Origin of the sequence: Sphingobium sp. LB126 (assembly GCF_002795205.1) — a bacterium.
Taxonomy (GTDB): domain Bacteria; phylum Pseudomonadota; class Alphaproteobacteria; order Sphingomonadales; family Sphingomonadaceae; genus Sphingobium; species Sphingobium chungbukense.
The window spans coordinates 1,175,133-1,199,070 of the sequence record NZ_NETV01000001.1 but is presented as its reverse complement, the minus strand read 5'-3'; the positions used below and the strand labels follow the sequence as shown (position 1 = coordinate 1,199,070).

At 64.0% G+C, this 23,938-nt stretch carries 31 protein-coding genes; 11 read left to right on the top strand and 20 right to left on the bottom strand.

Annotation, left to right across the window (positions count from 1 at the left end; translation table 11 throughout):
- Window positions 1-23: 23 nt before the first annotated feature.
- The 3 genes from grxD to CAF53_RS05830 all read left to right on the top strand — a co-directional run bounded on the left by grxD (window position 24) and on the right by CAF53_RS05830 (window position 2,611).
- Window positions 24-356, top strand: a complete 333-nt coding sequence (gene grxD, locus CAF53_RS05840; protein WP_046762549.1) for a Grx4 family monothiol glutaredoxin — start codon at window positions 24-26, stop codon at window positions 354-356.
- A gap of 378 nt (window positions 357-734) precedes the next feature.
- Window positions 735-1,103 (top strand): BlaI/MecI/CopY family transcriptional regulator, encoded by a 369-nt coding sequence (locus CAF53_RS05835; RefSeq protein WP_046761780.1) that lies wholly within the window; start codon window positions 735-737, stop codon window positions 1,101-1,103.
- Entirely contained in the window at window positions 1,100-2,611 is a 1,512-nt protein-coding gene (locus CAF53_RS05830) for a M56 family metallopeptidase (protein WP_100237564.1), read from the top strand. Before CAF53_RS05835 ends, CAF53_RS05830 begins: the two co-directional genes overlap by 4 nt.
- Before the next feature lie 98 nt (window positions 2,612-2,709).
- Here CAF53_RS05830 and CAF53_RS05825 read toward each other — a convergent pair whose 3' ends face one another.
- The 5 genes from CAF53_RS05825 to CAF53_RS05805 form a co-directional block, all read right to left on the bottom strand.
- Window positions 2,710-2,988: a DUF2218 domain-containing protein gene (locus CAF53_RS05825; RefSeq protein ID WP_100237563.1), complete on the bottom strand. Its 279-nt coding sequence runs from the start codon at window positions 2,986-2,988 to the stop codon at window positions 2,710-2,712.
- A gap of 3 nt (window positions 2,989-2,991) precedes the next feature.
- Window positions 2,992-3,609 (bottom strand): PadR family transcriptional regulator, encoded by a 618-nt coding sequence (locus tag CAF53_RS05820; RefSeq protein WP_100237562.1) that lies wholly within the window; start codon window positions 3,607-3,609, stop codon window positions 2,992-2,994.
- 215 nt (window positions 3,610-3,824) lie between these two features.
- Window positions 3,825-4,379, bottom strand: a complete 555-nt coding sequence (gene grpE / locus CAF53_RS05815) for a nucleotide exchange factor GrpE (RefSeq protein WP_100237561.1) — start codon at window positions 4,377-4,379, stop codon at window positions 3,825-3,827.
- The gene (gene hrcA / locus CAF53_RS05810) at window positions 4,376-5,419 is read right to left on the bottom strand and encodes a heat-inducible transcriptional repressor HrcA (RefSeq protein WP_046761775.1); all 1,044 of its coding nucleotides are present in this window, start codon (window positions 5,417-5,419) and stop codon (window positions 4,376-4,378) included. The genes grpE and hrcA overlap by 4 nt, the downstream gene beginning before the upstream one ends.
- A 44-nt stretch (window positions 5,420-5,463) precedes the next feature.
- The gene (locus CAF53_RS05805) at window positions 5,464-5,979 is read right to left on the bottom strand and encodes a DUF6438 domain-containing protein (RefSeq protein ID WP_046761774.1); all 516 of its coding nucleotides are present in this window, start codon (window positions 5,977-5,979) and stop codon (window positions 5,464-5,466) included.
- A gap of 96 nt (window positions 5,980-6,075) precedes the next feature.
- Between CAF53_RS05805 and rph the strand changes: the two genes are divergently transcribed.
- Both rph and rdgB read left to right on the top strand, forming a co-directional pair.
- The gene (gene rph / locus CAF53_RS05800; RefSeq protein ID WP_046761773.1) at window positions 6,076-6,792 is read left to right on the top strand and encodes a ribonuclease PH; all 717 of its coding nucleotides are present in this window, start codon (window positions 6,076-6,078) and stop codon (window positions 6,790-6,792) included.
- 1 nt (window position 6,793) lies between these two features.
- Entirely contained in the window at window positions 6,794-7,423 is a 630-nt protein-coding gene (gene rdgB, locus CAF53_RS05795; RefSeq protein ID WP_046761772.1) for an RdgB/HAM1 family non-canonical purine NTP pyrophosphatase, read from the top strand.
- Window positions 7,424-7,474: 51 nt separating this feature from the next.
- Here rdgB and CAF53_RS05790 read toward each other — a convergent pair whose 3' ends face one another.
- On the bottom strand, window positions 7,475-8,131 hold the full coding sequence (locus CAF53_RS05790; protein ID WP_046762548.1) for a CAP domain-containing protein: 657 nt from the start codon (window positions 8,129-8,131) through the stop codon (window positions 7,475-7,477).
- On the opposite strand from CAF53_RS05790, the gene hemW reads away from it, so the two are divergent.
- A complete protein-coding gene (gene hemW / locus CAF53_RS05785) occupies window positions 8,130-9,302 on the top strand; it encodes a radical SAM family heme chaperone HemW (RefSeq protein ID WP_100237560.1) in 1,173 nt (390 codons plus the stop codon). The genes CAF53_RS05790 and hemW overlap by 2 nt on opposite strands.
- Window positions 9,303-9,627: 325 nt before the next feature.
- On the opposite strand, the gene ruvC is transcribed toward hemW, so the two are convergent.
- The 5 genes from ruvC to CAF53_RS05760 all read right to left on the bottom strand — a co-directional run bounded on the left by ruvC (window position 9,628) and on the right by CAF53_RS05760 (window position 11,922).
- Window positions 9,628-10,119: a crossover junction endodeoxyribonuclease RuvC gene (gene ruvC, locus CAF53_RS05780; RefSeq protein WP_046762472.1), complete on the bottom strand. Its 492-nt coding sequence runs from the start codon at window positions 10,117-10,119 to the stop codon at window positions 9,628-9,630.
- A gap of 25 nt (window positions 10,120-10,144) precedes the next feature.
- The gene (locus CAF53_RS05775) at window positions 10,145-10,888 is read right to left on the bottom strand and encodes a YebC/PmpR family DNA-binding transcriptional regulator (protein ID WP_046762473.1); all 744 of its coding nucleotides are present in this window, start codon (window positions 10,886-10,888) and stop codon (window positions 10,145-10,147) included.
- 82 nt (window positions 10,889-10,970) lie between these two features.
- Entirely contained in the window at window positions 10,971-11,297 is a 327-nt protein-coding gene (locus CAF53_RS05770; protein WP_197707370.1) for a heavy metal-binding domain-containing protein, read from the bottom strand.
- Between the two features lie 30 nt (window positions 11,298-11,327).
- Entirely contained in the window at window positions 11,328-11,570 is a 243-nt protein-coding gene (locus CAF53_RS05765) for a DUF2312 domain-containing protein (RefSeq protein ID WP_013848733.1), read from the bottom strand.
- 52 nt (window positions 11,571-11,622) lie between these two features.
- Window positions 11,623-11,922, bottom strand: a complete 300-nt coding sequence (locus CAF53_RS05760; protein ID WP_046762474.1) for a DUF1244 domain-containing protein — start codon at window positions 11,920-11,922, stop codon at window positions 11,623-11,625.
- Between the two features lie 106 nt (window positions 11,923-12,028).
- On the opposite strand from CAF53_RS05760, the gene pyk reads away from it, so the two are divergent.
- On the top strand, window positions 12,029-13,486 hold the full coding sequence (gene pyk, locus CAF53_RS05755) for a pyruvate kinase (RefSeq protein ID WP_084733023.1): 1,458 nt from the start codon (window positions 12,029-12,031) through the stop codon (window positions 13,484-13,486).
- Here the strand turns inward: pyk and CAF53_RS05750 are convergent.
- Both CAF53_RS05750 and ykgO read right to left on the bottom strand, forming a co-directional pair.
- The gene (locus tag CAF53_RS05750; protein ID WP_100237559.1) at window positions 13,483-14,085 is read right to left on the bottom strand and encodes an HAD family phosphatase; all 603 of its coding nucleotides are present in this window, start codon (window positions 14,083-14,085) and stop codon (window positions 13,483-13,485) included. The two genes, pyk and CAF53_RS05750, sit on opposite strands and share 4 nt — an antisense overlap.
- Before the next feature lie 13 nt (window positions 14,086-14,098).
- Window positions 14,099-14,224, bottom strand: a complete 126-nt coding sequence (gene ykgO / locus CAF53_RS05745) for a type B 50S ribosomal protein L36 (protein WP_004210176.1) — start codon at window positions 14,222-14,224, stop codon at window positions 14,099-14,101.
- Between the two features lie 199 nt (window positions 14,225-14,423).
- Between ykgO and CAF53_RS05740 the strand changes: the two genes are divergently transcribed.
- From CAF53_RS05740 to CAF53_RS05725, 4 genes are all read left to right on the top strand, one after another.
- The gene (locus CAF53_RS05740) at window positions 14,424-15,035 is read left to right on the top strand and encodes a hypothetical protein (RefSeq protein ID WP_046762476.1); all 612 of its coding nucleotides are present in this window, start codon (window positions 14,424-14,426) and stop codon (window positions 15,033-15,035) included.
- Entirely contained in the window at window positions 15,032-16,162 is a 1,131-nt protein-coding gene (locus tag CAF53_RS05735) for a M14-type cytosolic carboxypeptidase (RefSeq protein ID WP_100237558.1), read from the top strand. Before CAF53_RS05740 ends, CAF53_RS05735 begins: the two co-directional genes overlap by 4 nt.
- A 261-nt stretch (window positions 16,163-16,423) precedes the next feature.
- Window positions 16,424-16,972: a J domain-containing protein gene (locus CAF53_RS05730; protein ID WP_100237557.1), complete on the top strand. Its 549-nt coding sequence runs from the start codon at window positions 16,424-16,426 to the stop codon at window positions 16,970-16,972.
- Entirely contained in the window at window positions 16,945-17,304 is a 360-nt protein-coding gene (locus CAF53_RS05725) for a hypothetical protein (protein WP_046762479.1), read from the top strand. Before CAF53_RS05730 ends, CAF53_RS05725 begins: the two co-directional genes overlap by 28 nt.
- Here CAF53_RS05725 and CAF53_RS05720 read toward each other — a convergent pair.
- The 7 genes from CAF53_RS05720 to CAF53_RS05690 all read right to left on the bottom strand — a co-directional run bounded on the left by CAF53_RS05720 (window position 17,288) and on the right by CAF53_RS05690 (window position 23,831).
- Window positions 17,288-17,725: a hemerythrin domain-containing protein gene (locus CAF53_RS05720; RefSeq protein ID WP_100237556.1), complete on the bottom strand. Its 438-nt coding sequence runs from the start codon at window positions 17,723-17,725 to the stop codon at window positions 17,288-17,290. The two genes, CAF53_RS05725 and CAF53_RS05720, sit on opposite strands and share 17 nt — an antisense overlap.
- Before the next feature lie 125 nt (window positions 17,726-17,850).
- On the bottom strand, window positions 17,851-18,465 hold the full coding sequence (locus CAF53_RS05715; protein WP_100237555.1) for a superoxide dismutase: 615 nt from the start codon (window positions 18,463-18,465) through the stop codon (window positions 17,851-17,853).
- 173 nt (window positions 18,466-18,638) lie between these two features.
- Entirely contained in the window at window positions 18,639-19,289 is a 651-nt protein-coding gene (gene ispZ / locus CAF53_RS05710) for a septation protein IspZ (protein ID WP_046762482.1), read from the bottom strand.
- Window positions 19,290-19,393: 104 nt separating this feature from the next.
- A complete protein-coding gene (gene ftsY / locus CAF53_RS05705) occupies window positions 19,394-20,332 on the bottom strand; it encodes a signal recognition particle-docking protein FtsY (protein ID WP_046762483.1) in 939 nt (312 codons plus the stop codon).
- Entirely contained in the window at window positions 20,329-21,588 is a 1,260-nt protein-coding gene (gene mtaB / locus CAF53_RS05700) for a tRNA (N(6)-L-threonylcarbamoyladenosine(37)-C(2))-methylthiotransferase MtaB (RefSeq protein WP_100237554.1), read from the bottom strand. Before mtaB ends, ftsY begins: the two co-directional genes overlap by 4 nt.
- Window position 21,589: 1 nt before the next feature.
- Window positions 21,590-22,390, bottom strand: a complete 801-nt coding sequence (gene dapF / locus CAF53_RS05695; RefSeq protein ID WP_100237553.1) for a diaminopimelate epimerase — start codon at window positions 22,388-22,390, stop codon at window positions 21,590-21,592.
- Between the two features lie 40 nt (window positions 22,391-22,430).
- Window positions 22,431-23,831, bottom strand: a complete 1,401-nt coding sequence (locus CAF53_RS05690) for an amino acid permease (protein WP_100237552.1) — start codon at window positions 23,829-23,831, stop codon at window positions 22,431-22,433.
- Window positions 23,832-23,938: the final 107 nt, after the last annotated feature.

The following is a 23,938-nucleotide window of genomic DNA, read 5'->3' as shown; positions in this document are numbered from 1 at the left end:
GCCTGACAGGAATGGACCAAAAGATGACCGACGCCGTGCAGCAGCGGATCGCCGATATCGTCAATGGCAATGACGTCGTGCTTTTCATGAAGGGCACGCCGCTCTTCCCGCAATGCGGCTTTTCCAGCCGCGCCATCGCGATCCTGGAACATCTGGGCGTCGCCTATGAAAGCGTGGACGTCCTCCAGGACCAGGGCGTGCGTCAGGGGATCAAGACCTTTTCCGACTGGCCGACCATTCCGCAGCTTTATGTGAAGGGCGAATTTGTCGGCGGCAGCGACATCATGATGGAAATGTATGAGGCGGGCGAATTGCAGCAGTTGATGGCCGATGAGGGCGTCGCCCAGGCCAACTGAGCCTTTTCCCGAAAAACTGTCGGAAAGGCGGTTCGGTTCTCCGGGCCGCCTTTTTCATGCCGGTTGAACAACGCGTCCATGCATTCCTGCGAAGGCAGGAACAGGGCTTGCTTGATCTGTCCTGAGACAACCGGGTGGGAGGATACGGCGGAGACTGTTGCCTGTATCCTCCCGATAGTTGAACGGAATGTGGAAAGCGTCGCAAACTGCGTGCCAGGGTATAAAAAGCCCGCATGTCCGTGCTTGTGAGGGTTAATAGCGCTCCACCGGAAGCCGGACCTGTAAGGCAGGCCGACACTCCGGCCCCATGTCTTGACTACAGACGTAATCGATGCGATTACATTTGTAGTTGTCGAGTCCCGGTTGGATGAACCCGTCGTGAGCGAAAAGATCAGCGAAGCGGAACTGGTGGTGATGGAGGCGCTGTGGGAATCCGCGCCCCAAACGGCGGCCGAAGTGGCCGATCGCGTCGCCGCCGACCGCGATTGGAGCGTCCAGACGGTCAAGACGCTGCTCTCCCGCCTGATGGCCAAGGATGTCATCGCCGCCGATCAGGATGGCCGTCGCTTTTATTATCGCCCGCTCGTCCCCCGGCAGGCGTATGTTGCCAGCGAGTCGGGACGGCTGGTCAACCGGCTGTTTGGCGGGCGTGTCTCGCCGCTGGTGGCCCATCTCGCCAGCCAGGACCAGCTGACCGCGGAAGATATCGCCGAGCTTGAGGAAATCCTGAAAGGATTGAAATCATGAGCGTCTGGATCGCTGAAACGCTGATCGCCACGACCCTGCTGATGGCTATCGTCATGCTGTTGCGGCGACCGGTGGCACGGTGGTTGGGGGCAGGGACAGCCTATTGTCTGTGGCTGCTGCCGCTGGCACGCATGATGCTGCCCGCCCTGCCGCAGGAGGTTGTCTATCCCTCACCCTTGCAGATGGCGGTGGACCGGGCGGGATTGCCGACCTTGCTGGACGCCGCACCGGCGATGGCTGCACTGCCGGCGCGCGCCGAAGCGACCATTCCCTGGCTGGAGATCTGGGTGTCGTTCTGGCTGCTCGGCCTGGTCGTTTTTCTGACGGTGCAGGCGGTCGGCTATGTGCGCTTCCGCCGCTTCATCCTGAACGGCGCGACGCCGGTCGGCGAAGAGGGGCGTATTCATATCGTTTCCAGCCCACGGGCCGGGGGACCGTTGGCGTTCGGCATATTGCGACCCTTCATCGTGCTGCCCGCCGATTTTGCGCTGCGCTTCGATCCGCAGGAACGGGCCATGGCGATCGCCCATGAGCGTGCGCATCATCAGCGTGGCGATCTGGCCGCCAATATGATCGCGCTGCTGCTGCTGGGGCTGCACTGGTGCAATCCCGTCGCCTGGATCGCTTATCGTGCCTATCGCGCCGACCAGGAACAGGCCTGTGATGCGCGGGTGCTGGCGCTTTACGGACAGGATCAGGCCCCTGTCTACGGACGCGCGATATTGAAGGCTGCCGCGGGACATCCCTTCGCCGGCGCCTGCCACCTCAATCCCATCACTGCGCTCAAAGGGAGGCTGAAAATGCTCTCTGCCCATGAAATGTCGCTACGCCGGATCAGTTGGGGCATGGCGGCGGTTGCTCTGGTCACCATGTCGGGTCTGGCGCTGACCGCGTCGGGCAGCCGGGCGGCGCAGCAGGTCGCCGCGATCACTGAAAAGGTCGACTCGATGAATTTCGGCCGGCTGGCCGATCTCGTCGCGCAGCCCGCTTCCGCCACTGAAATCGCGATTCCCCAGGTGCCGGAACCATCCTCCGCGCCCAAGCTTGCGCCCCATGTCCGCACAGGGGACACCGCCGCCAATGTTCCGTCGGTGCCCGCCGTCCCGTCTATTCCTCCAGCGCCCGCCGCCGACATGATCCCACCGGTCCCGCCGCTTCCTCCAGCGCAGCCGATGCGCTTGCGCGATGAAGACGGCCGTGCCCTGTCCCATGCCATTCCCAGCGAAGCGGAAATCCGCCGCACGGTGCCGGATGTCGATGTCGCCAACGGTTGCGAAGAGGGCAGGAGCGTCAATCGCCGCGAGACCGTGGATGCGGACGGCCGCCGCCATATCCGTGTCCGCATCTGCGAGGCGCAGATTTCGGCGCAGGCGCATCGCGCCGCCCGTGTCGGGCTGATCGCCGCCCGCGCGCAGATTGCTGCCGCCGCGAGGATGTCGGACAAGATCCGCGCCGACGTGTTGCGCGATCTCGACAAGGAAATCGCGCATATGGACGAGGAGGAATGAAGCCATAGGCTGCGCGGATGATTTGGAATTTCAGGAAATGGCCAATCTAAGACATTCCCCTCCGCAGGCGGGACGGGGAATGTCCGTTTTCCACCCATCTACCGCCAATCGAAACTCAGGGGCGCTTCGCGGAAGGCGAAGCGGTCGAGGTGATCGGCCAGCACCTGCTTGAACCGTTCGATATCAGCGCCCTCCTCCGGTTCGATGGTGACGGTGAGCGTCTCGGCTTGCGCCGCCATCCGGATCGACCCCATGGGGAAGGCGATCCTGCCATTTTGCGCGTCGAATTCGGTTTCGAACTTGTGGCTCCAATGCTTGCATAGCTGCTGGAGATAGCGGCTTGCGTTGGTGGTCGGTACGTTTGCGGTCAAAGTCATGGATTATAGCCTTTCGATCTTGCTGGCAGCCTCATCGATCAGCGAAGCGACGTCGAACATGGTCTGGGCATCGGCGCCTTCCTTTTCCAGCCGCGCCCGGACCGCCATGCCCAGATTGTGCATCGCCCGGCGAATCGGCGCGCCGTCGGTGCGCTCGGCCCTCTTCGCCAGAGAACCCAGGCGGTCCATGACCTCCCGCACGCCAGCCTCATGCTCCGCCAAATGGGCGGTCCCCGCCTCTGTGATGGCAAAGAGCTTGCGGCTGCTTTCGCCCGGCTGCTCGGCGATCAGGTCCATGTCAGCCAGCAACGTCAGCGTCGGATAGACCACGCCCGGGCTGGGCGCGTAGACCTCGCCCGACAATGCCTCGATCTCGCGGATGAGGTCATAGCCATGGCGCGGACTATCCGCGATCAGTTTCAGGAGGATGAGTTTCAGCGCGTCGTTGCCGAACAGGCGCCGCCGGCCGCCTCCGCGTCCTCCGCCAAAAGGCCCGCCTTCGAAGCGTCCGTCGCCATGACCGCTAAAACCGCCCCGGCCGAAGCCGTCCGGTCCCGCAAAATGATGATGGCCGCGCCCAAAACCACGCAAGCCGCGATGCGCATGATGAAAATGCATCATATATCTCTCAACTGTTTTTCGATGTATTGAGATATATCTTAAAATCAGACCTCGTCAAGGATTACGATATATCTTTTAATATCGCTTATGACGAAAGAGCCACATGCTCCTGCGAAGGTGGCGCTGGTTCCAACGCCGGGGACGGGCTCCCGCCCAGCAAAAAGCCCGCCGGACATGGGTCCGGCGGGCCTTGTCATTTGCAACCGATGCGGTGATCAGTCGGGTTTCTTCGCCACGCTGACCAACGCCGGGCGCAGCAGCCGATCCTTGATCGTATAGCCCGCCTGCATCTCCACCAGAACCGTACCGGGTTCCGCCTCGGCGGAGGGCACTTCCATCATCGCCTGATGCTTGTTGGGGTCGAGCGGCTGGCCGACCGACACGAGTTTCTCGATGCCGTTGCGGCCGAATACGGCTTCCAGTTCACGACCGGTGGCTTCCAGGCCTGCGACCAGCCCCTTGAACTTCTCATCCTCACGCAGATCGGCTGGGATCGTCTGGAGCGCACGCCCCAGATTGTCCGCCACCGACAGCATATCGCGGGCAAAGGCCGTCGATGCATAGGCGCGCGCATCGGCCAGTTCCTTTTCCAGCCGCCGCCGTACATTCTGCGTTTCCGCATGGGCGTAGAGTACGTCCTGCTTGGCGGTCGCCAGCTCATTTTCGAGAGCGGCGATCCGCTCCGCCGCCGCGTCGCCAGCCGGCGCCGCATCCTCGGGCAGTTCGTCCACAAGTTCGGTGTTTTCGATATTCTGTTTGTCTTCGCTCATCTCATCAATCTCGACAGCGTCTGCGCAGTGAAGTCCACCATGGGGATCACCCGCGCATAGTTCAAGCGCGTCGGGCCGATTACGCCGACTACGCCCACCACCCGGCCGTCACCGCCCCGGTAAGGCGCGGCTATGACCGAAGAACCCGACAGGGAAAAGAGCTTGTTTTCCGAGCCGATGAAGATTTTGGTCGCGCTGCCCGCCAGCGCGCTTTCCAGCAGCCGGGAAATCTCCTGCTTGCCTTCAAGCTGTTCGAGCAATTGCCGCACCCGTTCCAGATCGGCGGCAGTGCCGTCGTCCAGCAGATGCGCCTGGCCGCGCACGATCAATACGGGCCGCTCGTCGGCATCCTGCGACCAGATCGCGATGCCGCGTTCCACCAGTTCGCGGGCCGCGCCCTGCAAGGCATGGCGCTCCCGCTCCAGTTCGCGCTGCAAGGCTTCGCCCGCTTGCGCCAGCGTCAATCCGCCAAATCTCGCCGACATGAAATTGGCCGCCTCATTCAGCATGATGGGCGTCACGCCCGGCGGCAGATCGACCACGCGATTCTCGATCGACCCGTCCTGTCCCACCAGCACCGCCAGCGCCTGCCGCTCGTTCAGCGGCACGAAACCGAACTGCCGCAGTACCGGCTCGCGTTTGGGCACCATCACGATCCCGGCGCAGGCGGACAGGCCGGACAATGCTGCGGTCGCCGCCGACAGTGCTTCCTCGATCGGTCCGCCCTCGGCAATTCCCGCCTCGATCGCGCGCCGTTCCTCCACGGAGGGCTCCGCCGCCTGCATCATGCCATCGACGAACAGCCGGAGGCCGGATTCGGTCGGCATCCGTCCCGCCGAAGTGTGCGGTGCGGCAAGCAGGCCGAGTTCCTCCAGGTCCTGCATCACGTTGCGGATGGAGGCCGGCGACAGGCTGAGGGTCGCCAGCTTGCTGATCGTGCGCGAACCGACGGGTAGCCCGGTGCCGAGATAGCTCTCGACCACCAGACGGAATACGTCGCGGGCACGCTCGTTCAGTTCGGTGATCGGTGTGACCGCCATGGCTGTTATCTAGGCAAGGCTTCGGCCGCGCTCAAGCCCATCCGTCACTTGCCCTTGGCTGGCGTCGGTTTCACCATCGCCGCGATGTCGAGCATTTTGGGGATGGAGGCGATCGTCGCCCGGAGCTTGCCATAGCCGGCGTCCATGCAGCCCGACTGGAACTCCAGGCGCGTCGGCTGCGCATCGCCGCGCGTCCATTCGATCACATAGCCCGGCATGTCGGTCGCGAAACGGGTGCAATTTTCCCCCTGACCGATGCGTTTGACCGTCCCCTGGGCAGGTCGGAACTGCAAGAGCGCCGCGCGGAAGCGGCGATATTGCAGCGGCGTCACGGTGAAACGCGTCGGTCCTGGTACGGCGGTAAAACGCTGAGGCTCGATCAGCCCGGAGCCGTCCGGCGTCACGCGCAATGTGTAGCTGGGGCAGGCGCCGAAGCAGGGGCCGGCGGAAAAGCGGATCGTGTCCCCGGCCGCCGTCGGCTTTTCCAGCTCGGCCTGCTCGGTCGCGCATGCGCCGAGCAGTGCCGTCGCCGCCAAAATCATGATCGTTTTCGTCCCCATGCCCCGTTTCCTAGCATCTTTCGCATATATCGCCACTGGCAAGACTGCACGCCTGCCGCTAAGCCGCACCCGTACAACGCTTCGGAGTAGAAATTTATGCGTCCTTCCGGCCGCGCGCCCGACCAGATGCGCGAGATCACCATGGAGCCCGGCTTCACCATCCATGCCGAGGGGAGCTGTCTGGTCAGCTTCGGTGACACGCGGGTCCTTTGCACCGCGTCGATCGAGGAGAAGGTGCCGCCCTTCCTGCGTGGCAAGGGATCGGGTTGGGTCACGGCGGAATATGGCATGCTGCCCCGCGCCACCCACACGCGTGGCAGCCGGGAGGCCGCCAAGGGCAAGCAGTCGGGCCGCACCCAGGAGATCCAGCGCCTGATCGGCCGCTCGCTGCGCGCCGTGGTCGACCTCCAGAAACTGGGCGAACGTCAGATCGTCGTGGACTGCGACGTGATCCAGGCCGATGGAGGGACCCGCACCGCCGCCATTTCAGGAAGCTGGGTCGCGCTGCGCATCGCCATCGACAAGCTGCTGGCATCGGGCGCGCTGAAAGAAGACCCGATCGTGCAGAAGGTCGCCGCGATCAGTTGCGGCATCTATAACGGAACCCCCGTGCTGGACCTCGATTATGCCGAGGACAGCAATGCGGAGGCCGACGCGAACCTGATCCTGACCGGCGACGGCAAATTTGCGGAAGTGCAGGCGACCGCCGAAGGCGCTACCTATGACGAGGAAGAGCTGCTTCGCCTGCTGCGCCTCGCCCGTATCGGCTGCGCGCAGATTTTCGCGGCGCAGGACAAGGCTACGGGACGGTAAGATGAGCGACGAGTTCGGACAGGAACAGGCGATCCGCAAGCTGGGGCCGGGCAGGCTGGTGATCGCCAGCCACAATCCGGGCAAGGTGCGGGAAATCGGAGAGCTGCTCGCGCCCTATGGCATAGAGACGGTCTCCGCCGCCGCGCTGGACCTGCCCGAACCCGACGAGACCGGCACCACCTTCATCGCCAATGCCGAACTGAAGGCGATGCAGGCCGCGGACCTGTCGGGCCTGCCTGCTCTCGCCGACGACAGCGGCCTGTGCGTCGAGGCGCTGAACGGCGATCCGGGTATCTTCTCCGCCCGCTGGGCCGGCGAGGGCAAGGATTTCGGCCTCGCCATGCAGTTGGTCTGGGACAATATCCAGGCCAAGGGGCCGGAGGCGGGCCATGGCGCGCATTTCATCTGCGCGCTCGCACTGGCCTGGCCGGACGGTCATGTCGAGGCGTTCGAAGGCCGCGTCGATGGCATCATCACCTGGCCGCCGCGAGGGGACAGGGGTTTCGGCTATGATCCGATCTTCCAGCCGCATGGGCACGCCATCAGCTTCGGTGAGATGGCGCCGGAGAAGAAGCATGCGATGAGCCACCGCGCCGATGCCTTCGCTCAGTTGGTGGCTGCGGTTTTCTGACCATTGAAGACCTGTTCCATGCCTGCCTGCGTAGGCGCATGGTTCCGCCAATCAGCGGCCGCCACCGGCATATTGGGACGGCGTGGCATCATCCCGGTCCAGCGGGTTGCGGCCGAAGACATTCCCTGCCGGGAAATAGCGGCAGACCAGATAGTCGTAGCTCTGCCCCTCCGCCAGCGCGCAGCCGACCTTGCGCGTGCCGCGCCAGATGATCTGGGTGTAATGGCCGACATCTTCCCACCGGCCGGTGGTGCTGAGATCGGGCAAGGTGCCGTTGCGCCGGAAATAGCGCTTCTCATCCAGGAACGATCCGACCATCACCTCATAATCATAGAGGCCGCGCGATCCCATCCAGAGATTTTCGCCGCTGGGCGTGGCGCGGCTGGCGCGTGCGGAATGGCGGAAGATATTGGTCTGCGCCATCTGCGCGGCATAGCGCGCCGCATCCGCCGCCAATGCGCTGTCCCAAGCCAAGGGCGGAAGGCCCAGCGATTCGCGTTCCTCATTGTGCATGCCCAGGATGATTTCGCGCATCAGCCCGTCATCGCGATCCGCCTCCTCCATGCCGTAATAGGAGGCGGGCATAGCCGGCGGCAGGGGGCGTGGGCTTTTCGACGGCGCGGCGGCAGCCTGTCCTGCCACCGCCAGCAAAATGCCGGCCCATGCTAGCCGCGCTGGCCAAAGCCCTTTAAGAACGCCCCCACTCATGTCCGCGAACCCTTTGATCCCCGCGCCGTCAGCCACCCCCATAGCCCTATATGTGCATTGGCCATTTTGCGTTTCGAAATGTCCTTACTGCGATTTTAACAGCCATGTGCGGGCGGAGATCGATAGTGATGCATGGCGCGATGCGCTGCTGAACGATCTGGCGTATGAAGCGGGGCTGAATGGCGGGCGGCCCCTGTCGTCGATCTTCTTCGGCGGCGGCACGCCCTCGCTGATGCCGCCCCGCATCGTCGAAGCGCTGATCGACGCGGCGGCGCGCCACTGGACACCGACGCCCGATATCGAGATCACGCTCGAGGCCAATCCCAGTTCGGTCGAGGCGGCGCGCTTCGCCGATCTGGCGGCGGCGGGCGTGAATCGGGTGTCGCTCGGCCTTCAGGCGCTGGAGGATGAAGCGCTGCATTTCCTGGGCCGCGCCCATGATGTCCGCGAGGGACTCGCTGCGCTGGACGTTGCGCAGTCGGTATTCGGCCGGGTGAATTTCGACCTGATCTATGCGCGGCCCGGCCAGAGCGAGGCGGATTGGGAAACGGAACTGGCGCAAGGCTTGTCCTTCGGTACCGATCATCTCTCACTCTACCAACTCACCATCGAGCCGGGCACGCGCTTTGCGACTCTGGTGGCGCAGGGCAGGCTGATGCCCGCTGATCCGGATCATGCCGCCACCCTCTATGAACGGACGCAGGCGATGACGGCGGCGGCCGGCATCCCTGCCTATGAGATCAGCAATCATGCCCGGCCGGGCCAGGAAAGCCGCCATAACCTTACCTATTGGCGCTATGGCGACTATGCAGGCGTGGGTCCGGGCGCGCATGGGCGGCGCGGAGGATTGGCGACGCTGCGGCATAAGAAACCGGAAAATTGGATGAATGCGGTCGCCCGCAATGGACACGGGCTGCAAAGCGAGGAGCCGCTTGCTCCCGAAGACCGCGCGCGGGAGGCGCTGTTGATGGGGTTACGGTTGGGGGAAGGCGTCGATCTCGCCCGCATCGCGCGGCTGTCGGGATTGGCGGTCGAGGCTCTGGTCGATGGGAAGGCCGTCGCGCGGCTGGCGGGTCACGGCCTTGTGCGGCAATGGGGTCAGCAACTGTCCATAGGACCGGCAGGCATGTTGCTGCTGGATGCGATCCTGCCTGAGATCGTGGCGGTCTAGACGGCTTGGATAAATAGAGTTTTAGAGCATCGTGCGCAAAAGTGGGAACCGGTTTTGCGCTTAAAGCGATGCGACAACAAAAGCTTAGCGCGCGCGGCTTGCGTACGATTCAGCGCAGCGCGCTCTAGCCGGATTGACGGGTTTTGGCCAATACCCGTCGCACATTCCTCCGTCCTACGGCATCGAAGGCAAAGCCAACTGGCTTTATGAAGCGGTAAATCGCGATAGGATATGTCGTATGAAGCGATCTTTTCCCGTGCCTCTATCATGCCGCCTTGGTCAGCCAAATCCTTCAAGGACGTCCCAAAGTTGACGGCGTTATACTCTATTTGCGCGGGATGCGTCGAGCGCTTGCCAGATGATGGGCATGGGTGATGGCGACGGCCAGCGCGTCGGAAGCATCCGGCCCGGTGATTTTCGCGCCGGGGAGCAGGCGGGACACCATGGCGTGGACCTGCTCCTTGGACGCATTGCCGACGCCGACGACTGACTTCTTGACGAGGCGGGCGGCATATTCGCCCACTTCCATGCCGGAACGCGACGCCGCCAGCAGCACGACGCCGCGCGCCTGACCCAGTTTCAGCGTCGATTGCGGGTTGACGTTGACGAACACTTCCTCGACCGCCGCGCCATTGGGCTGATGTTCGAGGATCAGGTCGGTCAGCGCCAGGTCCAGCACCAGCAGGCGGCTTGCCAGCGCCATGTCGGAATCGGTCTTGATCTGCCCGTTGGCGATATGGGTCAGGCGATTGCCGTCCGCAGCGATCAGGCCCCAGCCTGTGGTGCCAAGGCCGGGGTCGAGTCCCAGGATAATCATGGCCTGATCTTATGGGCCAGGGTTCTCAGCCCAGCTTCTCCATGACCTCATCGGAGACTTCGTAATTGCCCCAGACGGTCTGGACATCGTCATCGTCTTCCAACGTGTCGACCAGCTTCATCAGCGTCGCGGCGTTGCTCTCGTCGACTTCGACGGTGGTCTGCGGCCTCCAGGCGAGCTTGGCGCCTTCGGCCGGTCCGAGCTTGGCCTCCAGACCCTTGGCGACTTCGTGCAGCGCGTCCATGGCGGTCCAGATCTCATGCTCGTCATCGTTCGACGACACGTCGTCCGCGCCCGCTTCCAGTGCCGCTTCGAAGATCGCGTCGGCATCGCCCGCGCTCGCCGGATAGGTGATGAGGCCCATGCGGTCGAAACCATGGCTCACCGCGCCCGACGCGCCCAGATTGCCGCCATTTTTCGAGAAGGCCGTGCGGACGTTGGTCGCGGTGCGATTGCGGTTGTCGGTCAGCGCCTCGACGATGATGGCGACGCCGCCCGGGCCGTAGCCTTCATAACGGATTTCCTCGTAATTCTCCGTGTCGCCGCCAATCGCCTTGTCGATGGCGCGCTGGATATTGTCCTTGGGCATGGACTGTGCCTTGGCGGCATTGATCGCCAGGCGAAGGCGCGGGTTCATATCCGGGTCGGGCATGCCCATTTTCGCCGCCACGGTGATTTCGCGGCTCAGCTTGGAGAACATCGAGGAGCGCTTCTTGTCCTGCGCGCCCTTGCGATGCATGATGTTCTTGAATTTGGAATGGCCTGCCATGGGTCCTGAATTCTTGTCTGCCGGTTGAGGATCGATGGGCGCCCTTACACCAGCGGATGGCGGGAGGGCAACCGTCGGGACATCAGTAGAGTATGGCGGTGCCCGAGGCCGTGACCATCAGCATCGATCCGCTGGAGCCGACCGTCTCATAATCGAGATCGACGCCGACGACCGCATTGGCGCCCAGCGTTGCGGCGCGGGTGCGCATTTCCGCGATCGCCTGCTCGCGGGCGCGCTGAAGCACGTCCTCATAGGCGCCCGATCGCCCGCCGACGATGTCGCGGACGCTGGCGAACAGGTCGCGGAAGAGATTGGCGCCCACGATCACCTCGCCGGTGACGATGCCGAGATATTCCTTAGCGGGGCGTCCCTCCAGCGAGGGCGTGGTGCTGACGATCATCTCGGACATATGGGTGCTCTCCTTTGTCGGCGAACTCGGTTATTCCAGACCCAAGGCGTTCTTGTATGTTTCCAGCAGCGCTTCGGCCTCCATGCGGGCGTTGCGCTCCATCTTGCGCAGGCGGACGATCGACCGCATCGTCTTCACATCATAGCCATTGGCCTTCGCCTCCAGATACACGTCCTTGATATCGTCCGCGATGCCCTTCTTTTCCTCTTCCAGGCGTTCGATGCGCTCGATGAAAAGGCGTAGCTGTTCGGCGGCGACATTGCCATCGCTCATGGGAATCTCCAGTCTGTGTGAATCGGTTGGGTGAATCGGTCGGTGAACGCCTCTAATGATTGTCGGCGTTCTTCGCCACACTCTCCTGCATGCGTGCGATCTGTTCGGGCGTCGCGTCGCTCTGGTAACGGGATTTCCATTCGGCAAACGGCATGCCGTGGATGATCGCGCGGGCTTCATCCTTGCCGAGCGTCCCGTCGGCCTCAGCGATCCAGTCGGCCAGGCAATTGCGGCAGAAGCCCGCCGTGCCCATCAAATCAATATTTTGAACATCGGTGCGGTGCTGCAAATGCGCCACCAGCCGTCGGAAGGCGGTTGCGGCAACCGCGTCGCTGAGTATGTTATCGCTCACGGCGAACCTTTCGCTGATCTACATCATCCTGTCGTGCAGCACGGATAATCGAAAACCGCGCCCTGGCAAACCAGCGGCGATCATGACGGTCAGGAGTTTGGGAAGAATGACGAAATTACCGCCCCGCACGCGCAAGGTCCGCATTCTCGCGACCCTTGGGCCCGCAAGCGACAGTCCGGAAATGATCCGCGCGCTGTTCGTTGCCGGGGCCGATGCCTTCCGCATCAACATGAGCCATGGCGCGCATGAGGATCATGCCGCGCGCATCGCGGCGATCCGGGCGCTGGAAAAGGAATTCGGCCGTCCGACGACGATCCTGGGCGACCTTCAGGGGCCGAAGCTGCGTGTGGGGACCTTTGAGCGCGGGTTGGCGGTGCTGGAAACGGGTGCGGCCTTCGTACTCGACAGCGATCCGACGCCGGGCGATGCCAGGCGGGTGAACCTGCCGCATCCAGAGATTTACGCGGCGCTCGTTCCGGAAACCCGGCTGCTGCTGGACGATGGCAAGCTGGTGCTGCGGGTCAAGAAGGTGGCGGACGACCGCATCGACACGGTGGTGGAGGTCGGCGGAACACTGTCCAACCGCAAGGGCGTGAATGTGCCCGATGTGGTGGTGCCGGTCCCTGCGCTGACGGAGAAGGACCGGCGGGACCTAAGCTTTGCTGTCGAGCAGGGCTGCGACTGGATCGCGCTCAGCTTCGTGCAGCGGCCCGAGGATCTGGCCGAGGCACGCAAGTTGATGGGCGGCTATGGCGCGCTGATGGCGAAGGTCGAGAAGCCTGCCGCCGTGCAGCGGCTGGAGGAAATCATCGAACTGGCGGACGGCGTGATGGTGGCGCGCGGCGATCTGGGCGTGGAATTGCCGCCCCAGGCGGTGCCCCCGCTCCAGAAGCAGATCGTCGCGACGGCGCGGCGCATGGGGCGCCCGGTCGTGGTGGCGACGCAGATGCTCGAATCGATGATCAAGGCGCCGACGCCGACCCGCGCCGAAGTGTCGGACGTGGCGACGGCGGTCTATGACGGGGCGGACGCGATCATGCTGTCGGCGGAGACGGCGGCGGGCGACTGGCCGGTCGAGGCGGTGACGATGATGGACAGTATCGCCCATAGCGTCGAGCGCGATCCGGGCTATTTCGGACGGCTGCACTATACCGAGACGAAGCCCGATCCGACGACTGCCGACGCGCTGGCGGAAGGGGCGGGCGGCATCGTCTCGGTGGTCGGTGCGAGTGCGATCACCTGCTTCACCTCTTCTGGCAGCACCGTGCGGCGCGTGGCGCGGGAGCGGCCGATGACACCGATCCTGGCGCTGACCCCGCGGCAGGACACGGCCCGCAAGCTGGGGCTGACATGGGGCGTGCATGCTGTGCGGACCAAGGATATCGGCACGTTCGAGGAGATGATCGGCAAGGCGCGGCGCATGGCGCTGCGCCATGATATGGTCGAGAAAGGCGGCAAGATCGTCGTGCTGGCGGGTGTGCCCTTCGGGACGCCGGGGTCGACCAACGTGCTGCATGTGGCAGCGATTCGCGGGGATGAGCTTCGGGGCCGGGACGAAGCCTAAAGCACGCCCAGCGCGGTCAGTTCCCGGCGTAGCGTGGCTGCGTCGCGGAACAGGTGTCCGTGCATTCCCTCGGCTTGCGCCGCGCGGATATTGTCCTCGCGGTCGTCGATGAAAAGGGCCTGCGCCGCCTCCACGCCGAATCGGGCGAGCGCCAGCCGGTAGATGGCCGGATCGGGCTTTGCGAGCTTTTCCGCGCCGGAGACCACGATGTCGCGGAAGGGAGCGAATAGGGCTGCTTCCCGTTTGTGGAAGGGAACCCAGAATTCATCGCTGAAATTGGTGATGGCGAAAAGCGGCACGCCGCTGTCATCCAGTTCGCGGACGATGTCCGGCATGCCCTCGATGGTCGGGCCGACGCTGTCGATGAATTTGTCGCCCCAGAGGCGAATCAGGCCAGCATGCTCCGGATGCCGCGCGATCAATTCGGCGCTGGTTTCCGCGAAAGGACGGCCCTGGTCATGCTGGAAATGCCATTCCGGCGTCACCACGTCGCGGAGAAACGCGTCGAGCGCCCGATCGTCGTCGATCAGGCGCTCGTACAGAACCCTTGGGTTCCAATGATATAGGACATTGCCGACGTCGAAGATGACGGCGGCCATACCCACCCTTTGATCAGCCCTGACGGGCCTTGAAGCGGCGGTTGGTCTTGTTGATGACATAGGTGCGGCCGCGGCGGCGGATCACACGGTTATCCCGGTGACGGCCCTTGAGCGACTTGAGCGAATTGCGGATCTTCATGGAACCAGCCTTTGAATGAATCTTGCGTGATCGAAAATCGAAGCGCTGCCCCTATGGGTGAGGCAGGCGAAAGTCAAGGGGAACTGCCCGCATTTCAGCTCCGTTCATCCCCCGTGCAGCAAAGCCATGGCTTCAACGCTTTTAGGGGATTAGCCGCGCGGTGTCGTGTAGAGGGTGATTATCTTCGGAGTTCAAGTCCATGTTGAAAAAGATCGCCTTTTCTTTCCCGCTGGCCCTTTCCCTGAGCGCCTGCGCCACCGCCATTCCTCCGGTTGAGGTGACACGATTCCATATCGATAATCCCGTGCGCAGCGGGACCGTCGCGGTCGAGGAAATGGCCGGCAATCCCGACGTCGGGCTGGAATTCCGGACCTATGCCGCCGCCGTGGATCAGGAATTGCAGCGGGTGGGCTTCACGTCCGTTGGCAATGGTGCCGGACAGAGCGCGAAGAGTGAATATGTCGCGCTGGTCGGATTCCGTCGGACCTTCCGGGAGCCGAACAGCTATGGCGCCAATGGCAAGCCGGTGAGTGTCGGCGTTGGCGGGGCCGTGGGCAGCGGAGGCTATTCCGGGCTTGGCCTGGGTATCGGTATCAACCTGTCTGGCAAGCCGAAGGGGCAGGTTGTCACCGAATTGCAGGTGCAGCTCAGACGCCGCGCTGATTCGACCACCATCTGGGAAGGCCGCGCGCAGACCGAAGCGCGGGAAGGCACGCCCGCCTCTCAGCCAGGCATCGCGGCGCAGAAGCTCGCGGCGGCGCTCATCGGGGACTATCCGGGGGAATCGGGCCGGACTATAAGCGTCAAATGACCGTCTCCATCACCAGCGCTTTCGACAGCGGCAATATTCGCCTTGTTTCCCTGAACGATAGTCCGGCCGGCGTCCGCGCCGAGCTGGAGATCATCAAGGACCGGCAGAGTGACTTCTACCAATGGTTCCACTTCCGCATGGCGGGCGTCGCCGGGCGGGAAGTCGAACTGGCGATCACCAATTGCGGCGCGTCGGCCTATCCCGATGGCTGGCCAGGCTATCAGGCAAGGGTGAGCGAGGATCGGGAAAACTGGCTGCTGGCGGACACCAGCTATGCCGACGGGACGCTGACGATTCGCATGGCGCCGGACGCCAATGCGGTGTGGCTCGCCTATTTCGCGCCCTATTCGATGGAACGGCACCATGATCTGGTCGCCTGGGCGGCGTGCCAGCCCGGGGTGGAGCATCGCGAACTGGGGCTGACGCTCGACAGGCAGCCGCTCGACCTGCTGGTGGTGGGCGATGGGCCGAAGAAGGTCTGGCTCTATGCCCGCCAGCATCCGGGCGAGAGCATGGCCGAGTGGTGGATGGAAGGGGCGCTGGAGCGGCTCTGTGATGAAGAAGATGCCGTGGCGCGGCTGCTGCGGAAGAGGGCGACCTTCCACATCGTGCCCAACATGAATCCCGACGGCAGCCGGCGCGGGCATTTGCGCACGAACGCGGTGGGGATCAACCTCAACCGCGAATGGCATGAGCCGTCGATGGAAAAGAGCCCGGAAGTGTTTCTGGTTCGCGCGGCGATGGACGAGACGGGCGTGGATTTCGCCATGGACGTGCACGGCGATGAGGCGATCGCGGCCGTGTTCCTGGCCGGGTTCGAGGGAATTCCCTCGATCACCGAACGGCAATTGACCCTGTACCACCGTTTCCGGGAAACGCTGGCCGCGCGGACGCCGGATTTCCAGACGAGGAAGGGTTATCCCACCGCGCCGGCGGGCAAGGCGAACCTGTCCATGTCCACCAACCAATTGGCCGAGCGCTTCGGCGCGGTGGCGATGACGCTGGAAATGCCGTTCAAGGACAATGACGACTTGCCCGATGCCGATTTCGGCTGGTCGCCCGCCCGCTCGATTCAGCTTGCCAAGGATTGCCTGGGCGTGCTGGCGGAGATGATCGGGGAAATCTGATCCCCTGGATTGGGTGGACAAGGTAATGCGTGGGAGAGAGGGAAAAGCGCGGCTTTCGTGCGATGTTCCTACGCATGTGGATCACGCTTTCAGATGCCCGGGTCCGTAGGCCGGTGGCAGATGGTAGGGGGTGGCGGGAAATCGTGGCTGCCATGGGTGGGCTCTCGCCATTCCCCTTTCGTCGCCCCGGACTTGATCCCGCCATGCAATTTCATCGCCTGCGGGGTGGTTTTCCCCCTGGGCTTTCCCTAATTGGATGACATGGCAAGAAGCAGCCGATCCAATGACTGGGGCTTTCCCCGCTGGCGCAGCTATGGCGCATCGCGTGAGGCGCAACAGGTGCGCCTGTGCGATCGATATGGCTGCGACCGGCCGGGCGATTGTCCCGCGCCAAAATCGCCCAACAGCCGCGAGCGCTGGTATTTCTGCACCGATCATGCGGCGGAGTATAACCGCAACTGGGATTATTTTCAGGGCCTCGACCAGGAGGAACGCGAGCAGCGCGAGCGCGCCGAGCGGCGTGATGCAGGTGCATATCAGAACAGCGCCTATCATGGTTGGGGCGGACCCGGCGACGGCAGCCGCTCGCGCGACGAGTTGCACGCGCTCCAGGCGCTCGAGTTGGAGGACGATGCCGATTTCGAGGCGGTGAAGAAAAGCTGGCGCCGTCTGGCAAAGGAATATCACCCCGACGTGAAGCCGGGCGACGCGCAGGCCGCTGTCCGGTTCCAGACGATCCAGGCCGCCTATGAAGTGTTGCGCGCGGCTGAGGAGCGGCGGACATGGAAGCCGCGGGAGCGCGCGGATTGAAGGATCTGGTCCGATCGAACTGGGATCATGCGGTGCTGGTATGCCGCAAATGTTCGAAGAAGCTGGATGGCGGTTTCGGCCGCGCGGGCGATGAGCGGCTGGCCAAGGCGCTGCGCCGATACCTCTCGCTGAAAAAGGGGCGCAAGGCTTTGGCAGGTATCGTCGAGGTGAACTGCCTTGGTGTCTGTCCCAAGGGCGCGGTGACCGTCGTCAATGGCGCACGGGCGCGCGACTGGCTGCTGGTGCGGCCGGGCACCGATCTGGAAGCGCTGGCCCAGGCGCTGGATCTGGCTCCGGCAACAGGAGAGTGCCGCTCTAACCCGCCTGCCTGATCCGCGGCGTTTCCACCAGTCCGGCATCGGCGAGCAGCGGCATCAAAAGCCGTTCCTCCTTGTGCATCCGGTGCAGGATCCTATCCAGAACCTCCCGGCTTTCGCGGCAGAAGTCGCCCCATTCGCGCTCGATCCTGTCATCGCTCCAGCGGGCGATATAGGCCGAAAAGCTCTGGGCGATCGGCGCCATCTCCATTTCCAGCCGCGCAGCCGTGTCGCGCAGCCGGTCGTGCGGCTGCCGCTGCATATTGGGGTAGAATATCCGGTCTTCCAGCGCCAGATGCGCCATCAACTGGCGCGCGAACTGCCAGCGGAGCGCGCCGAGCCTTTGCGGGCTGCTGTCGTCTGCAATAGCCTGGCGGAACCGGGCCAGAAGCGCCTCGATCTCGTCATGCTGCCTCTGCAATTCGTCGAGGTCCATATACTGTTTCCCTCTGTCCCCGACCATATGTTCCGATGGCCGGGTTAAGAAACAGTTGTATCCTATTTCAAGGGCTCGGCTGGGGTGCCCATGATCGTTCCGATCGACGGGCACCCCTTGAAGGATCAGGCGGGCTGGTCCGCGCGGCTGACGCCCTGGCCGTCGAGATTTTGCGCGGCGAAGTCCCAGTTGATCGCTTCCTTGAGGACGCGGTCGGCATAGTTGGGACGGGCGTTGCGATAGTCGATATAATAGGCATGTTCCCATACATCGAGGATCAGCAGCGGCGCGTGGCCTTCATGCGCGACCGGCGTGTCGGCGTCATGATAGCTGGTGACTTCGAGCTTGCCGTCCTTCAGGATCAGTGCGGCCCAGCCGCTGGCGAAATGGCCGACGGCTTCGGCCTTGAGCTTCTCTACCAGAGCGTCGACCGAACCGAAGGCTTCCTCGATCTTGGCGAGCAGGTCGCCGCTCGGCGCTGTCTTCGTGGGCGAAAGCGACTGCCAGTAGAATGTGTGGTTCCAGATCTGGCCGACCTGGTTGAACAGGCCGCCCTTGCTGGACTTGATCAGCTCGACCAGCGACTTGCCATGGAGCGAGGCGTCGGCGGCGACCAGTTCATTGGCCTTCACGACATAGGCATTATGGTGCTTGCCATGGTGGAAATCGAAGGTTTCGGCGGTCAGAATGTCGCCAAATGCATCCTTGGCATAGGGCAGGTCGGGAAGAACAAAGGCCATGGCGGAACTCCTCGGGCTCGTTATGGATCGGCCGCGGAAACGGATGACGCGGCCGATTGGTTCAATGGTCCTGTCGGGGCGTGGACGCCTCCGCGCCCTTCCCATATGCGCCCCAAAGCGCCAAGGAAACAGATATGTGCCTATTGCGAAACGATCGCAAGAATGGGACGAATTCAACCTTGCGGTGGCGTCGTTTCGCCGATTTCCTCGCTATCGAGTTTCTCGCCGAGGTCGAGGCCATGGCGCATCAGCATCGGGATATTGGCGGCGGCGAAGACGATCGACACGATGGTGACGCCCCACACCTTGACCGCGAGCCAGCTATCGAACGTCATGGTCCGGCGCATCACTTCATTGGCGAGCGCCATGGCGATGAAGAAAAAGGCCCAGTTGCGCGACAGCTTGCGCCAGCCGGCTTCGGTAAGGCCGTCATAGGCGGCCTGAAGCAGATATTTGAGCAGCGGCTTGCCCCGCATCAGACCCGCGAACAGCATCAGCGCGAAGAAGCTGTAGATGATGGTCGGCTTCAACTGGATGAAGCTCTGGTCGCGGAAATAGATGGTGAGGCCGCCGAAGAAGAGGATCAGCATGGCCGACAGCCAGAGCATCGGCGACACGCGGCCGAGCTTCACCTTCGACACGATGACGGCGATGATGATCGCGACCATGAAGGCGGCGGTGCCCAGCATCATGGCGGTGATCGGATTGCCCGGTCCCCATATCCAGCCGGCGCCCTTATAGCTCAGGAAGAAGACAAGGAGCGGGCCGAAGTCCAGGGCGAGGCTGAGATTGCCGTTGTGCTTGGGTTTCTTGGCGTCAGCCATCTGCTTGCTCCATCATCCCGGCGGAAGCGGGGATATCCTGCGGTCGGGTGGTGCCGTTGAGCCCCGAGATTCCAGCTATTGCTGGCATGACGAAGGAGGAGTGATCACCGCGCATAGGCCGTCCCAGCGATCGCCCGCGCCATGTCGCCCGGATCGAAGGGGCGCAGGTCCTCGATCTTCTCGCCCACGCCGATGGCATGGATGGGCAGGCGATATTTCTCCGCCGCCGCGACCAGCACGCCGCCGCGCGCCGTGCCGTCGAGTTTGGTCATGACCAGGCCGGTCACCTGCGCGACTTCCTTGAAAACCTCGATCTGGCTCAGCGCATTCTGGCCCGTGGTGGCGTCCAGCACCAGGACGACGTCATGCGGCGCCGCCGGGTTCAACCGGCCCAGCACGCGCCGGATCTTCGCCAGTTCATCCATCAGCTCGGTCTTGTTCTGAAGGCGCCCGGCGGTATCCACGATCAGCACGTCGATGCCTGTTGCCGTGGCTTGTTTCACCGCGTCGAAGACGATGCCAGCCGCGTCGCCGCCTTCCCTGCCCGCGACGATGGGAATGCCGAGGCGCTCGGCCCAGACCTTGAGCTGGCCGATGGCAGCGGCGCGGAATGTGTCGCCCGCCGCCAGCATCACGCCATAATCCTGTTCGAGGAAGAGGTTGGCGAGCTTGGCGATGGTGGTGGTCTTGCCGGAGCCGTTGACCCCGATGACGAGAATCACCTGCGGGCGCGGGAAGGCCTCTATCTCCAGCGGGCGGGCGACCGGGGCGAGCGTCTTCTCGATCTCCTCCGCGATGATCTCGCGCAGATATTCTTCCGTGAGTTCGCGATTATAGCGGCCCTCCGACAGGCGGTCGCGCACGCGGGCGGCCATGGCGGGGCCAAGGTCGCTGACGATCAGCGCTTCCTCGATCTCGTCCAGGGTCTGTTCGTCGAGAGCGGCCTTGGTGAAGAGGCCGGTCAGATTCTCGCCGAGCTTGTCGGAAGTGCGCTTGAGGCCGCCGAAGAGGCGATCGCGCCAGCTTGTGCCGGGTTCAGTCATTGCTGCGCCTCTTGCGCGATCAGCGCGCCATTCTCAAGGCCCGTGATGGTCGCGCGGACGATGGAGGAGGGGGATTGCGGCCGGGGGAATCGCACCGGGGCGAAATTTTCGGCATGACCCGAAAGCCCGTCGCGCTCCACCAGCACGGATTGGGTCGAGCCGATCAGGCTCATCAGCCAGTTCCGGCGCTGCGCTTCGCAGGCGGCGCGGAGGCGCGCGGCGCGGGCCTTGATGGCGGCGCGGTCGACCTGCGGCATCCGGGCGGCGGGGGTGCCGGTGCGCGGCGAGTAGGGGAAGATATGGCCGTGGACGATGCCGCATTCCTCCACCAGCCTGAGGCTGTTTTGGAACATCGCTTCGTCCTCGGTCGGGAAACCGGCGATGATGTCGGCACCGATGCTGATGTCGGGGCGGGCGGTTTTCAGCCTTTCCACGATGCGGATCGCTTCTGCGCGGCTGTGGCGGCGTTTCATGCGCTTGAGGATCATGTCGTCGCCCGCCTGGAGCGAGAGGTGAAGGTGCGGCATCATGCGCGGCTCATGCGCGAGCAGGTCGAACAGCCGCTCGTCGATCTCCACGCTGTCGAGCGAGGAGAGGCGCAGGCGGGGGAGCTCTGGCACGCCCTTCAGCAGGCGTTCGATCAGCAGGCCGAGCGAGGGCGCGCCGGGCAGGTCGGGGCCGTAGCTGGTGACGTCCACGCCGGTCAGGACGATTTCCCTGTAGCCCGCATCGACCAGTTCGCGGGCTTTTTCGATCACCGCACCGGCGGGGGCGGAGCGGCTGTTCCCCCGGCCATAAGGGATGATGCAGAAGGTGCAGCGATGGTCGCAGCCATTCTGCACCTCCAGGAAGGCGCGGGCATGTTCGGCGAAGGCGCTGGCCATGTGCGGCGCGGTTTCGCGGACCGACATGATGTCGGAGACTTTGACCTGGGCACCCGCTCCGCTCGAAACGAACGGGCGGTAGTGAGTCGGGTCCATCTTTTCCCGATTACCGATCACCGCGTCGACTTCGGCCATTTGGGCGAAGGTTTCCGGCTCGGTCTGCGCGGCGCAGCCTGTCACCATGATCCGCGCATCGGGCCGGTCCCGGCGGGCGCGGCGGATGGCTTGCCGTGTCTGGCGCACGGCTTCGGCCGTCACCGCGCAGCTGTTGACGACGATCAGATCATCCTGCCCGCCCGCCATTTCGCGAATCGCCTCGCTCTCGGCGATGTTGAGGCGGCAGCCGAGCGTGATGATCTGGGCCCCGCTCATGTCAGAAGCGCGCCCAGTCAGCCTCGCCGTCGAAGACATGGGTGGCGGGGCCGGTCATCATGATATGCCCGCCCGGCGCCCAGTCGATCACCAGATCGCCGCCCGGCAGGCTGACCGTCGTGGGGCCGCTTACCAGCTTGCGCCGTACCGCCGCCACCGCGGTCGCGCAGGCGCCGGTGCCGCAGGCGCGGGTCAGGCCGGCACCGCGTTCCCAGACGACCAGGCGAATGTGATTCTCGCCGATGATCTGTGCGAAGTTCACGTTCACGCGGGCGGGGAAGAGCGGATCATGCTCGATCAGCGGGCCCAGACGGTCGAAGTTCACACCGTCCAGATCGTCCACGAAGAAGATCACATGGGGATTGCCGACATTGACCGCCACCGGGGCGGGGAGCTCTTCCCAGCTTACCGGCATGGTCAGCGTGTCCATGGCGTAGGAGAGGGGGATCGCGTCCCATTCGAGGCGCGGCTCGCCCATGTCGACGCTGGCGCCGCCATCGACGGCCTTTGCGTCCAGCAGGCCCGCCTTCGTCTCGATCAGCACGTCCCGGCCGACGAACAGGGGCACGCAGCGGGTCGCGTTGCCGCAGGCCTCCACCTCGCTGCCGTCGCTGTTGAAGATGCGCATCGACACGTCGGCGCGGTCGGAATTTCCTATCAGGATGAGCTGGTCGCAGCCGATCCCGGCATGGCGGTCGGCTATGGCCATGGCGCGCGTCGCCGTCATGTCGAGCGCGGTCTCCCGCGCGTCGATCACCACGAAGTCGTTGCCCAATCCATGCATTTTCGAAAAACGGCCCATAGTGCGGCGCATGTAGGGCTTGTGAGACGAAAAGGCCACCCTAAGCGGCGCTCAAGGATGCGCGCTTGCGTCCATAGAGGAAATAGACGGCCAGGCCGATGGCGTTCCAGATCAGGCAGGCGAGGATGGTCTTCATCGGCAGGCTGATGAACAGATAGGCGCAGCCGCCGATGGCGCCAAGGCCGACCAGCCAACCGGCGGGGGTGCGGAAGGGACGTTTCATGGCGGGGCTGCGGCGGCGCAGGATGAGGAGGCAGGCGCCTACGGCGGTGAAGGCGATCAGCGTGCCCGCATTGGCGAGCGCGGCGATCTCGTCGATGGGCAGGACGCCTGCGATGATCGCGACCAATATGGCGGTGACGGCGGTGATCCGGGCGGGGGTGCCGCGTTTCGAGATTTGGGCCAGCCTTTGCGGCAGGAAACCGTCGCGGGCCATGACGAGGAAGATGCGGCTCTGGCCGTAGAGGAAGCCGAGCAGCACCGTCGGCAGGGCGATCACCGCCGCGATGGCGACGATTCGCGCCACCTGTCCCTGGCCCATTTCGCGCAGGATCAGCGCGAGCGGCTCCGGGCTGTCGGCAAAGCGGGTGAAGGGCATGGCGCCGACCGCCGCCGCCGCTACCAGCACATAGATGAGTGTGCAGACGATCAGCGATCCGACGATGGCGATGGCGAGGTCCCGATCGGGGTTCTTCGCCTCTTCCGCCGCCGTGGAGATGGCGTCGAAGCCGTAGAAGGCGAAGAAGATGATCGCCGCCGCCGCCATGACGCCGCGCTCGACTCCATCGGGCCCCATCGACTTGGCGAAGCCGAAGGGCATGAAGGGGTGGAGATTCTGTGCGTCGAAGGCAGGCAGGGCGATGGCGACGAACAGGCTCAAGGTCGCGATCTTGATGAGGACGAGCAGGCTGTTCAGCCGCGCGCTCTCATGCGTCCCCAGCATCAGCAGCCCTGCCACCACGGCGATGATGAAGATGGCGGGCAGGTTGACGAAGCCGCCCAGTTCCGGGCCCCTCGTCAGCAGGTCCGGGAAGCCCACCGAGGTCAGCAAAGGCGCGGCATAGCCGGACCAGCCCACCGCCACGGTCGACACCACCAGCGAATATTCGAGGATCAGGCTCCATCCGACGATCCAGGCGATGCCCTCGCCCAGGACGACATAGCTGTAGCTGTAGGCGCTCCCGGCGGCGGGCATCATGGTCGAGAGTTCGGCATAGGCCAGCGCCGCGCAGGCGCAGATGGCCCCTGCAATGGCGAAGGACAGCAGCACCGCAGGGCCGGCCCGGTCCGCGCCCACGCCGATCAGCGTCAATATGCCGGTGCCGACGATCGCGCCCACGCCCAGCGCCAGCAGGTGCGGCCAGGACAAGGTGCGCGCCAGCCTGTGCCCTTCATGGGCGGGCATCATCGCCTCCATCGGCTTGCGGCGCGTCCAGCTCATGTCTTTTCCCCTTTTGCGGGCACCATGCCGTTGATGGCGCGGCTGGCAAGAAAATTTTGTACAAATGTAAGGCAGTGGATCGCCGCCCCTCGCGACTCCCCTGATAT